The organism is Polaribacter sp. IC073 (genome assembly GCF_007997075.1).
Lineage (GTDB): Bacteria > Bacteroidota > Bacteroidia > Flavobacteriales > Flavobacteriaceae > Polaribacter.
On the sequence record NZ_VORS01000003.1, the window covers coordinates 101,291 to 118,423 of the forward strand.

14 protein-coding genes are annotated in these 17,133 nt (G+C 30.9%); 12 read left to right on the forward strand and 2 right to left on the reverse strand.

Features of this window, described 5'->3' with window-relative positions; translation table 11 throughout:
- Positions 1–46 precede the first annotated feature (46 nt).
- Entirely contained in the window at positions 47–2,500 is a 2,454-nt protein-coding gene (locus ES045_RS05700) for a thiamine pyrophosphate-dependent enzyme (protein ID WP_147113755.1), read from the forward strand.
- A 131-nt stretch (positions 2,501–2,631) separates the two neighbouring features.
- Positions 2,632–5,070 carry a zinc-dependent metalloprotease gene (locus tag ES045_RS05705; RefSeq protein WP_147113758.1) on the forward strand — a complete coding sequence of 813 codons (2,439 nt, stop codon included), beginning with the start codon at positions 2,632–2,634 and terminating at the stop codon, positions 5,068–5,070.
- Positions 5,071–5,375: 305 nt separating this feature from the next.
- On the opposite strand, the gene ES045_RS05710 is transcribed toward ES045_RS05705, so the two are convergent.
- Positions 5,376–6,647: a DUF2851 family protein gene (locus ES045_RS05710; protein WP_147113761.1), complete on the reverse strand. Its 1,272-nt coding sequence runs from the start codon at positions 6,645–6,647 to the stop codon at positions 5,376–5,378.
- Between the two features lie 112 nt (positions 6,648–6,759).
- Here ES045_RS05710 and ES045_RS05715 point away from each other — a divergent pair, with 112 nt between their 5' ends.
- From ES045_RS05715 to ES045_RS05760, 10 genes are all read left to right on the forward strand, one after another.
- A complete protein-coding gene (locus ES045_RS05715; protein WP_147113764.1) occupies positions 6,760–7,392 on the forward strand; it encodes an NAD(P)H-dependent oxidoreductase in 633 nt (210 codons plus the stop codon).
- Between the two features lie 105 nt (positions 7,393–7,497).
- Positions 7,498–8,958, forward strand: coding sequence for an aminoacyl-histidine dipeptidase (locus tag ES045_RS05720; RefSeq protein WP_147113767.1), 1,461 nt, complete (start codon positions 7,498–7,500; stop codon positions 8,956–8,958).
- Between the two features lie 193 nt (positions 8,959–9,151).
- Positions 9,152–9,916, forward strand: coding sequence for a ParA family protein (locus ES045_RS05725; protein WP_147113771.1), 765 nt, complete (start codon positions 9,152–9,154; stop codon positions 9,914–9,916).
- 1 nt (position 9,917) lies between these two features.
- The gene (locus tag ES045_RS05730; protein WP_147113774.1) at positions 9,918–10,802 is read left to right on the forward strand and encodes a ParB/RepB/Spo0J family partition protein; all 885 of its coding nucleotides are present in this window, start codon (positions 9,918–9,920) and stop codon (positions 10,800–10,802) included.
- Positions 10,803–11,384 (forward strand): DUF5683 domain-containing protein, encoded by a 582-nt coding sequence (locus tag ES045_RS05735; protein ID WP_147113776.1) that lies wholly within the window; start codon positions 10,803–10,805, stop codon positions 11,382–11,384. It abuts the gene before it with no gap.
- A 1-nt stretch (position 11,385) separates the two neighbouring features.
- On the forward strand, positions 11,386–12,087 hold the full coding sequence (gene dapB / locus ES045_RS05740; RefSeq protein ID WP_147113779.1) for a 4-hydroxy-tetrahydrodipicolinate reductase: 702 nt from the start codon (positions 11,386–11,388) through the stop codon (positions 12,085–12,087).
- 133 nt (positions 12,088–12,220) lie between these two features.
- Complete coding sequence (gene lepB, locus ES045_RS05745) at positions 12,221–13,924, forward strand: signal peptidase I (protein ID WP_147113782.1); 1,704 nt, start codon at positions 12,221–12,223, stop codon at positions 13,922–13,924.
- 2 nt (positions 13,925–13,926) lie between these two features.
- Positions 13,927–14,532, forward strand: a complete 606-nt coding sequence (locus tag ES045_RS05750) for a WbqC family protein (RefSeq protein WP_147113784.1) — start codon at positions 13,927–13,929, stop codon at positions 14,530–14,532.
- Between the two features lie 165 nt (positions 14,533–14,697).
- Entirely contained in the window at positions 14,698–15,273 is a 576-nt protein-coding gene (locus ES045_RS05755; protein ID WP_147113787.1) for a Crp/Fnr family transcriptional regulator, read from the forward strand.
- Between the two features lie 72 nt (positions 15,274–15,345).
- Complete coding sequence (locus tag ES045_RS05760; RefSeq protein WP_147113790.1) at positions 15,346–15,654, forward strand: DUF6122 family protein; 309 nt, start codon at positions 15,346–15,348, stop codon at positions 15,652–15,654.
- Here the strand turns inward: ES045_RS05760 and ES045_RS05765 are convergent.
- Positions 15,645–17,132 (reverse strand): lipopolysaccharide biosynthesis protein, encoded by a 1,488-nt coding sequence (locus tag ES045_RS05765; RefSeq protein WP_147113793.1) that lies wholly within the window; start codon positions 17,130–17,132, stop codon positions 15,645–15,647. The genes ES045_RS05760 and ES045_RS05765 overlap by 10 nt on opposite strands.
- Position 17,133 lies beyond the last annotated feature (1 nt).

Below are 17,133 nucleotides of genomic sequence, written 5' to 3' on the forward strand. Positions count from 1 at the left end.
TATCAACTAAAAAAACTACCTTTGCAAAAGCTTAAATCCAGAGAAAATGTCACAAAAAACGCTTATTCAAGATAAAAAAGAACTTTCATTTATAGATTTTAAAGAAGAAGTTTTAAATGACTATAAAATTGCTAAAATTAGTAGAGAATGTAGTTTACTTGGTAGAAGAGAAGTTTTAACAGGAAAAGCCAAATTTGGTATTTTTGGTGATGGTAAAGAAGTGCCACAATTAGCATTGGCAAAAGCCTTTAAAAAAGGCGATTTTAGGTCTGGATATTACAGAGATCAAACCTTTATGATGGCTATTGGTGAACTTACAGCTCAACAGTTTTTTGCTGGTTTATACGCACATACAAACATAGAAATAGAACCAATGTCTGCTGGTAGACAAATGGGCGGTCATTTTGCAACCCATAGTTTAAACGAAGACGGTAGCTGGAAAAACCTTACTGAACAATACAATTCTAGTGCAGATATTTCTCCTACCGCAGGTCAAATGCCACGTTTATTAGGTTTAGCACAAGCTTCTAAAATTTATAGAAACGAAAAAAGCGTACAACATAAAACTAATTTTTCTAAAAAAGGGAATGAAGTTGCTTGGGGAACCATAGGAAACGCAAGTACTAGTGAAGGGTTATTTTTTGAAACCATAAATGCGGCAGGTGTTTTACAAGTACCAATGGTAATGAGTGTTTGGGATGATGAGTACGGAATTTCAGTTCACGCAAAACATCAAACTACAAAAGAAAGTATTTCTGAAATTTTAAAAGGTTTTCAAAGAGAAGACGACACCAATGGTTATGAGATTTTTGTAGTAAATGGTTGGGATTATGTACAGTTAGTAGACACTTATAACAAAGCTTCTAAAATAGCTAGAGAAGAACATGTTCCTGTTTTAATTCACGTAAAAGAATTAACACAACCTCAAGGACACTCTACTTCTGGCTCTCATGAAAGATATAAAGACAAAGACAGACTTCAGTGGGAAAAAGATACCGATTGTATTACAAAAATGCGAAAATGGATTTTAGACTTCGAACTAGAAACTGAATCTGGCAAAACTTTGCGCTTTGTAGATTCTGAAGAAGAAATAATCATTTTAGAAAAAGAAGCTAAAAAATTAGTTACCACTGCAAAAAGAAATGCTTGGAACGCTTATAACAACGAATTATTTGAAGAAGCAGTAGTTGCTAGCAAACTATTAGAGAGCGTTGCTAAAAAAAGTAACAATGGTGCATTCATTACTAAATATAAAAACGATTTAGATAAAATAAATGAACCGATTAGAAAAGATATTTTAATTGCTGCCAGAAAATCACTTCGTCACTTAAAAGAAGAAGAATTTGCAGAAAAAACAGCACTACAAAACTTCATAAAGGCAACGATAAAAGATTCTGCGAATAAATATTCGTCTTTTTTATTAAGTGAAAGCAATTTTAGTGCATTAAATATCATAGAGAAAAAACCTGTATATACTGAAAAGCAAAACTTGGTAGATGCAAGGGTTATTATGAGAGATAATTTTGATGCCATCTTAAAAAAGCATCCAGAAGTAGTTATTTTTGGAGAAGACGCAGGTTTAATTGGAGATGTAAATCAAGGTTTAGAAGGTCTTCAAGAAAAATATGGAGATATTAGAGTTTCGGATACAGGAATTAGAGAAGCTACCATTATCGGACAAGGAATTGGTTTGGCAATGCGTGGCTTAAGACCAATTGCAGAAATTCAATATTTAGATTACCTACTGTACGCACTTCAAATTATGAGTGATGATTTAGCAACACTTCATTACAGAAGTTTTGGGAAACAAAAAGCTCCTTTAATTATTAGAACTCGTGGGCACAGATTAGAAGGCATTTGGCATGCAGGTTCTCCCATGGGAGGAATTATTAACAATGTTCGTGGAATGCACGTTTTAGTACCAAGAAACATGACCAAAGCTGCAGGTTTTTACAATACTTTATTAGATGGTGATGAACCAGCTTTAGTTATCGAATGCTTAAACGGGTATCGTTTAAAAGAAGAATTGCCAACAAATTTAGCCGAATTTAAAACACCAATTGGTTTTGTAGAAACGGTTAAAGAAGGTACAGATATTACCATTATTTCTTATGGTTCTACTTTAAGAATTGTTGAAGAAACTGCGAAAGAATTACTACAAGTTGGTATTGATATAGAAATTATTGATGCACAAAGTTTATTGCCTTTTGACTTAAACAGCGATTGTGTAAAAAGTTTAGCAAAAACAAATAAATTATTAGTTATTGATGAAGATGTACCTGGAGGAGCTTCTGCATATCTTTTACAAGAAATTTTAGAAAAACAAAATGGGTATCAATTTTTAGATAGCAAACCAGCAACACTTACTGCAAAAGCACACAGAACTGCTTATGGTACAGATGGCGATTATTTTTCTAAACCATCTGCAGAAGATATTTTCGAGAAAATATATGATATTATGCATGAATCAAATCCAAATAAATTTAAAAGTTTATACTAAAACTTATTTTAAATAAATACCGAAAGCTCAAAAACATTGGATTTTTGAGCTTTTTTTTTTAACATAACTATAAGAACTCTCTCCAATGGTTTTTGATAATTTAGTAGCTGAAACTATCAACAAACCAACTCATGAAAAAACTATTATTATTTTCATTATTAATTGTTTTCCTTTTTCCTTTAGACGCTAACAGTCAGAGCGGAAGAATTAAAAAAAGAAAAAATAAGAAGACCGAAAAAAACGCTACAAAAGAGCCTGAAACAAAAGCTAAAACTCCAGTATACACAGATTTTGTAAAAAAAGACACCAAAACGGCAGAAGGATTATTTAAAGTACATGAAAACAAAGACACGTTTCTGTATGAAATTCCGAAATCGTTCTTAGGTAAGGAAATGTTATTAGTAACCAGAATTAAGGAAATTCCAGCAGATTTAGGTGGTGGTTATGTAAATGCCGGCTCTAAAATTAACACACAAGTTATTGTTTGGGAACAGTATAAAAACAAAATATTTTTAAAAGTAAAATCTTACAATGCAATTGCAAACGATTCTTTACCAATCTACAAGTCTGTAAAAGCAAATAACTTAGAACCTATTATTTATGCATTCGATGTAAAATCAGAAAACGAAGACGCTACAGCCATTTTGGTTGATGTTACTAAATTCTTTTCTACAGACGTAAAAGCAATTACTGGTTTGCCTGCTTATTTTAGAAAAACATACAAAGTAAGAAAATTAGATACCGACAGAAGTTTTATCCGCAGTATAAAAAGCTATCCAAAAAACATCGAAGTTGTGCAAGATTTTACGTTTGATGCAGATGAACCACCAAGCAATTTAAGCACAAATACCATTACAATGCGCATCAATCAATCTATGATTTTATTACCAGAAAAACCAATGATGTCTAGAGTTTACGACAAACGTGTTGGTTATTTTTCTTTAGGAAATGTAGATTACAATTCAGAAGCTTTAAAAGCAGACAGCAAGAGGTATATTAAACGCTGGAGGCTAGAACCAAAAGATGAAGCCGCCTATAATCGTGGTGAATTGGTAGAACCAAAAAAACCAATTGTTTATTATTTAGACCCTGCAACGCCTATAAAATTAAGAAAATACATCAAACAAGGTGTGGATGATTGGCAAAAAGTTTTTGAAACGGCTGGTTTTAAAAATGCAATTATGGCTAAAATGCCACCTACAAAAGAAGAAGATCCAGAATTTAGTATGGAAGATGTTCGGTATTCTTCAATTAGATATGTAGCAAGCACCACAAGAAATGCCGTTGGACCTAGTGTTTCAGACCCTAGATCTGGTGAGATTTTAGAAAGCGATATTATTTGGTATCACAATCATTTACGTTCATATAGAAACAGGTATTTACTAGAAACTGGCGCAGCAAACCCTTCTGCAAGAACTTTAAAGACCTCTGATGAAGAAATTGGTGACATGATGCGCATGGTCATTGCACACGAAGTTGGACACGCTTTAGGTTTGCCTCATAATATGGCAGCAAGTTTTGCCTATCCAACAGATTCTTTGCGTTCTGGAGATTTTACACAGAAAAACGGAATTGCAGCAACCATTATGGATTATGCGAGGTATAATTATGTAGCACAACCTGGAGATAAAAACATTCGTTTTATTAGACAATTAGGGCCTTACGATCATTATTCAATCAATTGGGGATATCGTAAAATTCCGAATATAGACACACCAGAAGCCGAAGTAAAAACGTTGGATAAGTGGATTGAAGAGAAAGCAGACAACCCTATTTATAGATTTGGTGGTGAACGCTTTGATCCTTCTGCACAAACTGAAGGAATTGGAAATGACCAAGTAAAAGCGAGTAGCTACGGCATTAAAAATTTAAAAATTGTCGCTAAAAATTTACCAAATTGGACTTCTAATCAAACCAATGATTATGAAGATTTAAGTGAATTATATGGTGAATTATTAAGCGTTTGGAACCGTTATGTAGGTCATGTTGCAGGTAATATTGGTGGTGTTTATGAGTTCAATAAAAAACCATCTCAATCAGGCAACATTTATGTTCCGGTTACAAAATCGAAACAAAAAGAATCATTAAACTGGCTACAGAAAAATGTTTTTGAAACACAAGATTGGTTGCTAGATCAAAACATTTTAAATAAAATTGATGAAGCTGGCTATATAGAAACAATGTCTCGTTATCAAAATAGATTTTTAAGAACATTGTTAAACTCGAAAACACTTAAAAGAATGATGGACGCAGAAGTAATTCAAGAAAACAATTATGCTGCAGTTGACATGATAAGTGATTTAAGAAGCGGTATTTTCTCTGAAACAAGCAGTACTAAAAACGTAGCTATTTACAGAAGAAACCTGCAAAAATCATTTATTAGCAACCTAAATAGCTTAATGAACGATGCTTCTGTAAAAAATACAGATATTTCTTCTATTGTTCGTGGAGAATTAACAACGCTAAAATACCAGTTGAATTCAGCAAGTAAAAGAGCTGTAAATAAAATTACAAAGTACCATTATAAAGATGCAATTGTAATGATTGATGCTATTTTAGATCCGAAATAATAATAATAATAATAATAATAATAATCTTTGTTTTTATTTTGAAATGCACTTTTTAGGTGATTTAGAAATTATACATTTCATGTTATTACAGTTGATAAGAATCTAGAAGAATATCACATTAAAATACCAATGTCTAACTGAGTTTGTCGAAGTTTAAATAAAGAGTCTTCGAGAAGCTCAAACTAACAAGTGTTATCTTCATTAGAAACAGACGGTTTTATTTTATCCTTAATATTTCAAAATTAATAGACAAGTTATAATTAGTTAAGGACTAAAATATTTTAAAACCCTTTTTTATTTGTCATTTATCTTTTTAAAAGCTGAACCCCTATTGCGCATTCTAAACAACGTTTTGGTGCGCAATAGTTGTTTTTAAGCTCTAACAAAGCTTGCGAATCGAAAGCACTTTTTGCTTTAATTTTAATTTCAGAAAACTTAGAAATGATATTATTTTTTTCTGGCTTCATCTCTTTTAGAATTTCTAAGAATGATTCTTCATCAACTTCTCCCCTACTTTTTTGATATAAAAACTGCAACGGAATTATAGTATTGATGATCAATAAATCTACAAACGAATTGCTAAGTTTTTTGGGTGCTGTTTTTGATAGTGATTCAAAATTATAATGTGTTTTCCAAAACAGATTCATTTCAATAGAAAACAGCTCATAAAATTCTTTTAAATTATTTATTTCAATCAATTTAGAAAATAAATTTTGATGCTTTTGAAACAAAGAAACCAATTGCGCAATTCTAATTGTAGGAAAATTATTAGGTCGCATTCTAAAAAATGAAAACTGCGAATTTGGTAGCGAATTCAACTTATATTTATGTTTTAAATAAGTATATTCTATTTTTAATTGTTGGTAATATTCGTCTTGAACGTCACCGCTTAAGAAACCTGCTTGTCCGAATAGTAATGCAGCAAACTGATTTTCATTGAAACTCATTTTTTGAAGAATAGAAAAAGGGACCGATTGTGCCAATCTTAAAAAAACGTCTCCATTTATTTTTAATCCGAAATTCTTCGCTAATAATTGAAATAAAACAGCTTCAAAATTATTGTTTTCTTGTTGTAGCAATCCGTTTATTTCTTCGGATTTTCTTTCTAATCGTTCAAAAAATAACCGTTCTTTCCAATTCGCTAACGTAAAGCTATCTATTGTAGCAATAGCAGTGTCGCAAGGAATCCAACTTGTAGGTGTGAAAAATAATTTTCTATAATTATTTAAAACACCTTCATTAATTAAGTCTTTTAAAACGAACGTGGGGATTGGTTTGTTGTTTTTCATAAAAATGTCTGCATCATTTTCCCAAACAACATGTAAAATTACGGCATCATAATTCACATCAATTTCGTGATGATGTACATACCAATCAGATGCTTTTAAATGAATTTCTACATTCCCTATCCAAGTTTGATTTTCTATTTTTAAGTGCGCATTTAAAAAATCTGGACCCGCATTTTTATTATGCAAACCCGGTTTTATAATAGTTAAACGCTCATTATTAGTCGTTTTAAAATCAATTTTAGAAAACATTTTATATTTCCATACGTATTGTAGAAAATCCTCATTCATACTTTTTTCTCTTAAAAATACAAAAAAATTGATACTTCTATCAGTTTATATAATTAACAACACACCATAAAATAATAATATTCCCTTATTTTTGCACTTTAAAAAAGCATAAATGAATATTATAGATAGTTTAAAATGGCGCTATGCTGTTAAAAAATTCGATACAAATAAAGAACTTTCAGAAGCACAAATTCAAATTCTAAAAGAAGCTTTTAATTTAACGGCAACTTATTATGGCTTGCAACCTCTAAAATTAGTTATTGTTAAAAACAAAGAAATTCAAGAAAAATTGGTTGCCTTTTCTGGTCGCCAACCCCAAGTACTGCAAGCTTCTCACCTATTAGTTATCTGTGTTAAAGACTATTACAGTATTAAAGAAGTAGAAAATTATTTCAACTTAGTGAAGAGGATTAGAAATACACCAGACGAAATAATGACTCCGTTTAAAAAATTTTTAACTGCGGAAATAGCACAAAAAACACAAGAAGAATTATTAATTTCGAATGAAAACCAAGCATATATCGCACTTGGTAATTTACTTACGGTTTGTGCTTCACAAGAAATAGATTCTTGCCCTATGAAAGGTTTCACCTCAGAAAAATATGATGAAATTTTAGATTTGAAAAAGCACAATTTAAAATCGGTATTAGTAATGCCAGTAGGTTTTAGAGCCGCAGATGATTATATGAAAGATTTACCAAAAGTTAGGGAAAATCTAACAGATACTATTATCGAAATACAGTAACTTTACCACCTATTTGTAATAAAAACCGTAACCTAAACATGGTTTAAAAGCCTTGTTTGGATTCTAATTAAAAACAGCAGTTTACTGCTATAAAAAAATCAGAAAATGAGTTCAGCAATAAGAAATTTAGCACCGAAAGAAGTTTGGAATATGTTTGCAGATTTAAATGCAGTTCCTCGTCCTTCAAAAAAAGAAGAACGGGTTATTGAGTTTATGGTCAACTTTGGTAAAAACCTAAATTTAGAAACTTTTGTAGACAACGTTGGTAATGTTATTATCAAAAAGCAAGCTACAAAAGGCTTAGAAGACAGAAAAACAGTAGTTCTGCAAAGTCATTTAGACATGGTTCATCAGAAAAACGCAGACACAGATTTCGACTTTGATACAGAAGGGATTAAAATGTTAATTGATGGAGATTGGGTAACTGCAGATGGCACTACTCTAGGTGCGGATAATGGTTTAGGAGTTGCGGCAATTATGGCTGTTTTAGCTTCTACAGAAATTGAGCACCCAAGTTTAGAAGCGTTGTTTACTATTGATGAAGAAACAGGTATGACGGGTGCAATGGGTTTAGAAGCTGGCGTTTTAAAAGGCGAAATTCTTCTTAATTTAGATACAGAAGAAGATGATGAAATTGGCATGGGTTGTGCTGGTGGTGTTGATGTAACAGCAAGAAGAAACTACAAAGAAGAACCTGTTTCTGAAAACTCTCTGGGATATTCTATCTCTGTACAAGGTTTAAATGGTGGACATTCTGGAATGGACATTATAAAAGGTTTAGGAAATGCCAATAAAATAATGAATCGTTTGTTATTTGATGGATTTACAAATTTTGGTTTAAGAGTTTCTGAAATTAATGGTGGTAGCTTGCGTAACGCAATTCCAAGAGAAAGTGTTGCTTTAGTCTCTATAGATGCCGTTTCTAAAGAAGCTTTTTTGTTTGAGACAAATCTACTTATCAATACAATAAAAGAAGAATTATCTACATTAGAAAGTAATTTAAATATTGTGCTTACCGAAACTTCACTTCCAGAAAAAGTGATGGAATTAGGCGTACAAGAAGGTCTTGTAAAATCTGTTTACGCTGCATTAAATGGTGTGTATAGAATGAGTCCGGATATTGAAGACTTAGTAGAAACCTCTAATAATATTGCCAGAATCATTGTTAAAGATGGCGCAATTAAAATTGGTTGTTTAACGCGTTCTTCTTCTGAAACAAATAAAATAGATTTAGCAAATTCATTAAAAGCAGCTTTCGAATTGTCTGGTTTTGACGTTGAGTTGTCTGGTGAGTATCCTGGTTGGCAACCAAATGTAAATTCAGAAATTTTAGATGTAGTTGCTAACTTATATGAAAACTTACATGGTGAGAAAGCGCAAGTTGCTGCTTGTCATGCAGGTTTAGAGTGTGGTATTCTAGGACAAAATTACACAGAAATGGACATGGTTTCATTTGGCCCAACTATTAGAGGAGCACATTCACCAGACGAACGTGCAGGAATTATATCTACACAGAAATTCTGGAAATTTTTAATAGAAATTCTAAAGAATATTCCAAAAAAATAATCAATTTATAAAAGCTTAAAACCGAAGATTTTCTTCGGTTTTTTTATGCCGTATTTTGTGAAAAACCAAACAAATAAATCACCTAAAAAACTAACAGTTAGCTTTTTAAAACTTTATTCTTTTGTTAACATCTTTAGCTTCTAAAAATCATAAAAAAATGTAATTTTACATTTAGAAAAATCAACAAATTTTCATGGGCAAAATCATTGCAATAGCAAATCAAAAAGGTGGCGTTGGTAAAACGACTACAAGCATAAATCTAGCAGCCTCTTTAGGTGTTTTAGAAAAGAAAGTATTGTTAATAGATGCAGACCCACAGGCAAATGCCTCTTCTGGCTTAGGAATAGATGTTGATGCTGTAGAAGGTGGAACCTACCACGTTTTAGAACATTCTCTTTCTGCAAAAGATGCAATTATAAAAACAGCTTCGCCCAATGTTGATATTATTCCTGCACATATCGATCTAGTCGCTATTGAAATAGAATTGGTAGATAAAGAAGACAGAGAATACATGCTTAAAAAAGCATTGAAAGAAATTAAAGAAGAGTATGACTATATTATAATAGATTGTGCGCCCTCTTTAGGTTTAATCACTTTAAATTCTTTAGTTGCTGCAGATTCTGTAATTATTCCTATTCAATGTGAATATTTTGCATTAGAAGGTTTAGGAAAATTATTAAATACGATAAAAAGTATTCAAAAGATTCACAATGCAGATTTAGATATCGAAGGCCTTTTATTAACAATGTTCGATTCTCGTTTACGTCTTTCTAATCAAGTGGTAGATGAAGTTAGAAAACATTTCTCTTCGATGGTTTTTGATACCATTATTAGAAGAAATACACGTTTAGGAGAAGCACCAAGTTATGGTGAAAGCATTATTGCGTACGATGCAACTAGTAAAGGTGCCGTAAATTACTTAAATTTAGCCCAAGAATTATTAAAAAAGAATTCGTAAAATGGCAAAAGCAACAAAAAAACAAGCTTTAGGTAGAGGATTATCTGCTTTATTACAAGATGCTCCCAATATTAATTCTGCAACCGATAAAAATGCAGATAAATTAGTAGGTAACATTATAGACCTAGAATTAGGCGTAATTGAAGAAAACCCATTTCAACCAAGAACATATTTTGACGAAGAAGCCTTAAGAGAACTCGCTAGTTCTATTAAAGAACTAGGTGTAATTCAACCAATTACAGTTCGTAAGTTAGAAGGAAATAAATTCCAATTAGTTTCTGGAGAACGTAGATTTAGAGCTTCAAAATTAATAGGAAAAGAAACCATACCCGCATATATTAGATTAGCGAATGACCAAGAAATGCTAGAAATGGCCTTGGTAGAAAACATTCAGCGTAAAAATTTAGACCCCATAGAAGTTGCACTTTCTTACCAACGTTTAATTGATGAAATTAAATTAACACAAGAAGAATTAAGTACAAGAGTTGGTAAAAAAAGATCTACAGTAACCAATTATTTACGTTTGTTAAAATTAGATCCTATTTTACAAACAGGAATGAGAGATGGTTTTATTTCTATGGGACATGGTCGTGCAATGATTAATGTAGATAATACAGAAGATCAATTGGCTATTTATGAAAAAATATTGCGTGATAAATTGTCTGTAAGACAAACGGAAGATTTAGTAAAGAGCTTAAAAACAGGTACCATTGCCAAACCAAAGAAAAAAACAGTACCGCCGTTTGTTAAAAACAGTTTAAAAGATATGAGTGCATACTTTGGTCACAAAGTAGACGTTTCTGTAAGTACAAATGGAAAAGGGAAAATTTCAATTCCTTTTCATTCTGAAGAAGATTTTAACCGCATAAAAAATTTATTAAAATAAGTGATTTCAAAAAAAATCATATTCCTGTTTTCGATCTTATTTTTCTCTTTGAACCTTTTTAGTCAGAAAGATTCTATAAAAGTAAAAAAGAAAGAAAAATTATTTGTGCAAGAAGGTATTTACAAACCATTAGCACCTTCTAAAGCTGCCTTTTATTCTGCAATTTTCCCTGGAATGGGACAAATTTATAATGGAAAATATTGGAAAGCGCCAATTGTTTGGGGCGCATTAGCGGCACCAACGTATTTCTATTTAACAAATAATAGCGAATACAAACGTTACAGAACAGCTTATAAATTAAGAAAAACAGGTTTTCAGGATGAGTTTACAGATGACTTGGGCGTTGTTTCTGTCTCTTTAGAAACCCTAGAAAGAGCACAAGAACAATTAAGAGAAAACAGAGATTTGTCTATCATGTGGGGTGTAATTTTGTACGTTTTGCAAATTGTAGAAGCAAGTGTAAATGCACATTTATTACAGTTTAATACAGATGATAATCTGTCTCTCAGACCTACTTTTGTTCAAGATCCACTAATTTTTGACGCTCCCAAAGTTGGTTTTACACTAAAATATACTTTTTAAAATGAAAATTGCATTATTAGGTTACGGAAGAATGGGGAAAGAAATTGAGAAAATTGCAATTTCTAGAGGTCATGAAATTGTCATAAAAAAAGATGTTGATACTATTATTGACATTACTTTAGCAGATGTTGCTATCGATTTTAGTGTGCCAACATCCGCATATAAAAATATTTCTAACTGTATTAAGAATAAGGTTCCTGTAATTTCTGGTACTACTGGATGGTTAGACAAACACCAAGATGCTATTGCACTTTGTGAAAAAGAAAAAGGGGCTTTTATTTATGCTTCTAATTTTAGTTTGGGTGTAAATATCTTTTTTGAATTGAACAAGCAACTGGCTAAAATGATGAACACCTTAGAAGATTACAACATTTCTATGGAAGAAATTCATCATACTAAAAAACTAGATGCACCAAGTGGTACAGCAATTACTTTAGCAAATGGAATTATAAAAAATTCTTCTAAAAAAAACTGGGAATTAGGGGAAGATGCATCCGAAGGAAATATACCAATTGTTGCTAAAAGAATTCCTGAAGTACCAGGAACGCATACGGTTTGGTATGATTCTGAAGTTGATTCAATAGAAATTAAACACACTGCTCATAGTAGAAAAGGATTTGCTTTAGGCGCTGTTGTTGCAGCCGAATGGATTCTTGGTAAAACAGGCGTTTTCAATATGAAAGATGTGTTAAACATCAGTTAAAAACGGTAACAAATTAATAAAAAGACTACAAACTAAGTTATAATTTATCTTCTCGAGTGCAATCGAGAGTTTTAGTCTCAATTACAAAATACAAGGTCTCGACTGCACTCGACCAGACATCAAAATAAAAATTATGAATTTTACTGAATGGTTTATCTTTTTTCTAGTAATTCAAGTACTACATTTTTTAGGAACTTGGAAATTATATGTAAAAGCAGGTAGAAAAGCATGGGAAGCTGCAATTCCTATTTATAATGGTATTATCTTAATGCAGATTATAAATAGACCAAAATGGTGGGTAATTTTATTATTCATTCCGGTTGTAAACTTATTAATGTTTCCGGTAATTTGGATTGAAACTATTAGAACTTTTGGCTTTTACAAAAAATTAGATTCACTTTTAGTAATTCTTACTTTAGGTTTGTATATTTTTTACATTAACTATACAACCGATGCAGAATACAATGCAGAAAGAAGTTTAAAACCTCGTTCTGAATTTGGCGAATGGGTAAGTTCTATCACTTTTGCTATTATTGCTGCAACTTTGGTGCACACCTATTTTATGCAACCGTTTACAATACCAACTTCGTCTTTAGAGAAATCTTTATTAGTAGGAGATTATTTGTTTGTAAGTAAGTTTCATTATGGTGCTAGAGTACCCTCTACAGTAATTGCGTTACCTATGGTGCACGATTCTATTCCGCTTACAAAATCGCCTTCTTACTTAAAAAAACCTCAATTACCGTATACAAGATTACCTGGTTTACAAAATATAAAAAACAATGACATTGTTTGTTTTAATTGGCCAGCAGACACCCTAGCAACTATGTGGGGAGATACTTCTGGTAAATTCACATATAAACCCGTAGATAAAAAAACGAATTATGTAAAACGTTCTGTAGGTATTGCTGGAGATTCTTTAGAATTGAGAGATGGTTACGTTTACATAAACGGAAAGAAAAACGAACTTCCAGACAGAGCTAAAATTCAGTTTTATTATACCTATGAAGCAAAATCGACCATAGATAGCAATACTTTTCCTGAATTTTTAATCAAAAAAGAAAGAACCGGTGTCTATAGAATTTTATCTGAATATTGGAATAATTCTAAAGTACAAGAAGCAATAAAACAAAATGGAAACTTATCTAAAATTAGTTCAGATTCTTTATATACAGAAGTTGCTGGAGGTATAAATCCTGAGTTTGCTAGACGTTTAAAAATGGAATCTGTTTCCAATAAAATAAATATTAATTTAACAGAAGATGAAGCGATTCTCTTAAAAAAACAGCCTCAAACCGTTTCTGTAAAGAAATTAAATTTTGGTGCAGACAATTCAATTTTTCCGCATATTGAAAGCAATCAATGGAGTCAAGATAATTTTGGCCCAATTTATATTCCTAAAGCAGGAGCAACTGTAAAGTTAGATGCAGCAACTTTACCTTACTACAAGCAAATTATTAAAAATTATGAAAATAATGATTTGGCCATTGTTGGGGATGCTATTTTTATCAACGGAGAAAAAGCAGATTCTTATACTTTTAAGCAAGATTATTATTGGTTGATGGGAGATAACAGGCATAATTCTTTAGATGCGCGTTATTGGGGATATGTTCCTTTTGATCATGTTTTAGGAAAACCTGTACTCATTTGGTGGAGTTGGGATGCAAATGCTGCAAGTTTTGGCGAGAAATTGAAATCGATTCGTTGGAACAGAATCTTTAGCACAGTTGGTGGCGACGGAGCACCTGTATCTTATAGATATTTAGTGTTTGGTTTAATTGCATTATATATTGGTTATAGCGTTTTTAAAGGAAAGAAAAAGGCTACTAAAAAATAACAATGGCGTTATTTATACCTACTTATTTTTCTCCTATTTCACAGTATTCAGAAATTATAAATTCTGAAGAAGTGCGTTTTGAAATGGATGATAATTTTCAGAAACAGAGCTTTAGAAATAGATGTTATATTTCTAATACAAACGGAAAGCAGTTGTTAAATATTCCCGTGAAACACCCTGTTACTTCTGGCAGAAAGAAGACAAAAGATACGCTTGTAGAAAATGCAACACCTTGGCAAGATCAACATTTTAAGTCTTTAAAAACGGCTTATAGAAATTCACCTTTTTTTGAATTCTATGTAGATGACATGGCTCCTATTTTCGAAAAGGAATACACGTTTTTACAAGATATAAATATTGATACTTTCTTATTTATTTCTGAAGCTTTACAAATAAATACTGCTTTTAAAAAAACAACTATTTACACTACAGAAACAGATAACAAAGATTATAGAGATTTAGCAGAAGTAAAAAATCAACCAGAGATATTGGTTGATAAGTACATTCAAATGTTTGATGACAAGCATGGTTTTATTCCTAATTTATCAATTTTAGACCTACTTTTTATGGAAGGCCCAAATGCGATTACTTATTTAGAAAATAAGTAATCAACTCAAAACACTTTGTAAGCAGCAAAAAACATTAAAATCATCTCAAAAAATTCATTTATATCAGCTTTATTTAAAGCTATTAACAATAGTTTTTAAGCTTTTATAAAAATATTAAATTATTTTTAATATTTTTATACTTATAACTTTCTCTATCTAAAAAACATGGAAATTTTTAAAAAATTCATTGATAATCAAAATTATATTGATGATGAATCTTCAAAAAAATTTATTAAAGCAACAACCTTAAAACATTTTCAAAAAAAAGAGTTTTTAAGTAAAGTTGGTGAAACCGCAACTAGTTTTTACATCTTAAAATCTGGTGTTGTTCGATCTTACTATATAGATGAAACTGGAAAAACACATATAAGAAATCTTTTTACAAAGATGGAAACTACCGGAGACGTTGGTGCGTTGCTAACCGGCGAACCTACAAAACTATATTACGACTGTTTAACAGATTGCGAAATTTATGTTGTTAATTTCGAAAGCTTTATTGATCTTACGAAACAAAATCATGGCTTTTCAATGTTTTATAATACCATATTAACTAAAGTAACTCTAACCTTTGAAGCTAAAATTTACGATTTATCTCTACTAAACGGTACAGCCCGCTATTTAAAATTAAAAAAACAAATTCCTGAAATAGAAAACCTCATTCCCCAATATCATATTGCATCTTATTTAAATATATCACCAGTTCAATTAAGTAGAATAAGGAAAGAAATATATTCTAAATAGAACGTATTATTTTTTTTATTAAAGGAATCTTATATATTTGAAATCTAAGGACACTTCATTATTTTTATGCTTATGAGTTTTAAATTCTTCATTCATTACGGCCTACATTTTGTTATTCCTCTGTTAATTTCAGTCCTTTTTTTTAGAGAAAAATGGAAAACAGTATATGCAATATTTCTGCTTTCGATGTTGGTAGATTTAGACCATTTATTGGCAAACCCAATTTTTGCAACTAATAGGTGTAGTATTAATTTTCATCCGCTACATTCTTATATCGCAATGGGAATTTATGGTATCGGTTTATTTTTCAAAAAAACAAGAGTACTCTGTATTGCTTTGCTTTTTCACATGCTTACAGATTGTATCGATTGCTATTTATAGTACTTTTTAAGAAGGTTGTCTAACTCTGTAGAGATATTCAACTTAAATATTAGAAAGATATATGCAACCACAATTAAAATACTTTTTAACGCAATATTTAGAATTGGGTGTACCGGAAAGTCCCAGATATATATATTATCAATCGGAAAATCCCAAAAATTAAAAGCCATGTATAAAACAGCAATAATAGCAATCATTTTAACTGTTTTATTTGTAAACGGAGTAATAGAAAACTTCTTTTTAACAAAGTATAATTTAAAGGTATTAGCGCAGAAAATGACTATTAATGTAGCTAATGCTAAACCATCTGTACCCATATCTAACTCATAATAAAAAAGTTTGTTTAAAAGATAAACAGAAACTGCCATTAAAACACCAATAGGTAAAGTTATCCTATAAAACTTAGAATTATTGATAATTGCCCCATTATTTCCTAAAAAACCATTGTACATTTTTAAGAAAGAAATCATTAAAACAACAAGCGCTCCACCAGCATATTCTTTAGGTAATAAATTAAATAATTGATGCACATTTGTATTGATCAACACAAAGAAAAGACCACTAATTAATAATAAATTTATAGAACTCTTTTTATATAAAGAAGCTACTTCTTTATGGTTTTCTTCATTTAAAGTTTTGGATGTTAATGGCTGCAAAATGTTTAACATTGCTCTACTAGGTGCTTCAATAAAAGACCCAATAAAAACAGCTACAGAATAATAAGCAGCAATTGCCAACGTTTCTTTACCGGGAATCATAAATTTATCAATATCTAAAATTATAGCGCCTGCACTTCCTGCTAAAATAATGTATCCAGAAAAACGTAAAACTTCTTTATAGTTTTCTGGTTTAGAAAATGTAAATTTAGGAACGTATAGTTTTAGTGCATAAAACATCATGATAAGCATTCGTAAAAAATAGGCTCCTGTTAAATAATAAATAAATTCAGATTTTGTAATAAACTCAAAATAAACAGCAAATAGTAAAATCATTACCACTACTCTGTTCCATAATTCTTTTAAGATATTGCCAAAAACAGTTTGAAAATGAACTTTTGCCCACGAATAAAAAATCTCAAAATAAGCACAAGCAACCGCAATTAAGTAGATAACAACTGTATAATTTTTAATAATAGGATTTTCTTCTGACAAATAATCTCCTATTTCTTCGTAGAACATATTGCCAAAATACGCAATAGGAATTGCGATGAATAAGGGTAAAAATAGTACTGAAGATAAAAAACGATCTTTCTCTAATTTGGTAAAATAACCAGAGAAAAACTTTACAATTGTATGATGAATTCCTAACGCAATTAACGGCATTAACAAATTAGAGGTAGATAATAAAAAGGTAACCAAACCATAATATTCATCCTCTAAAAAACGAGTGTATAAAAACAAGGTATTTATTCCGCCAAAAGCAAAACCTAAATATATAAAAAAAGTGTTTTTTAACGATTGCTTTAATACAATTCCCATG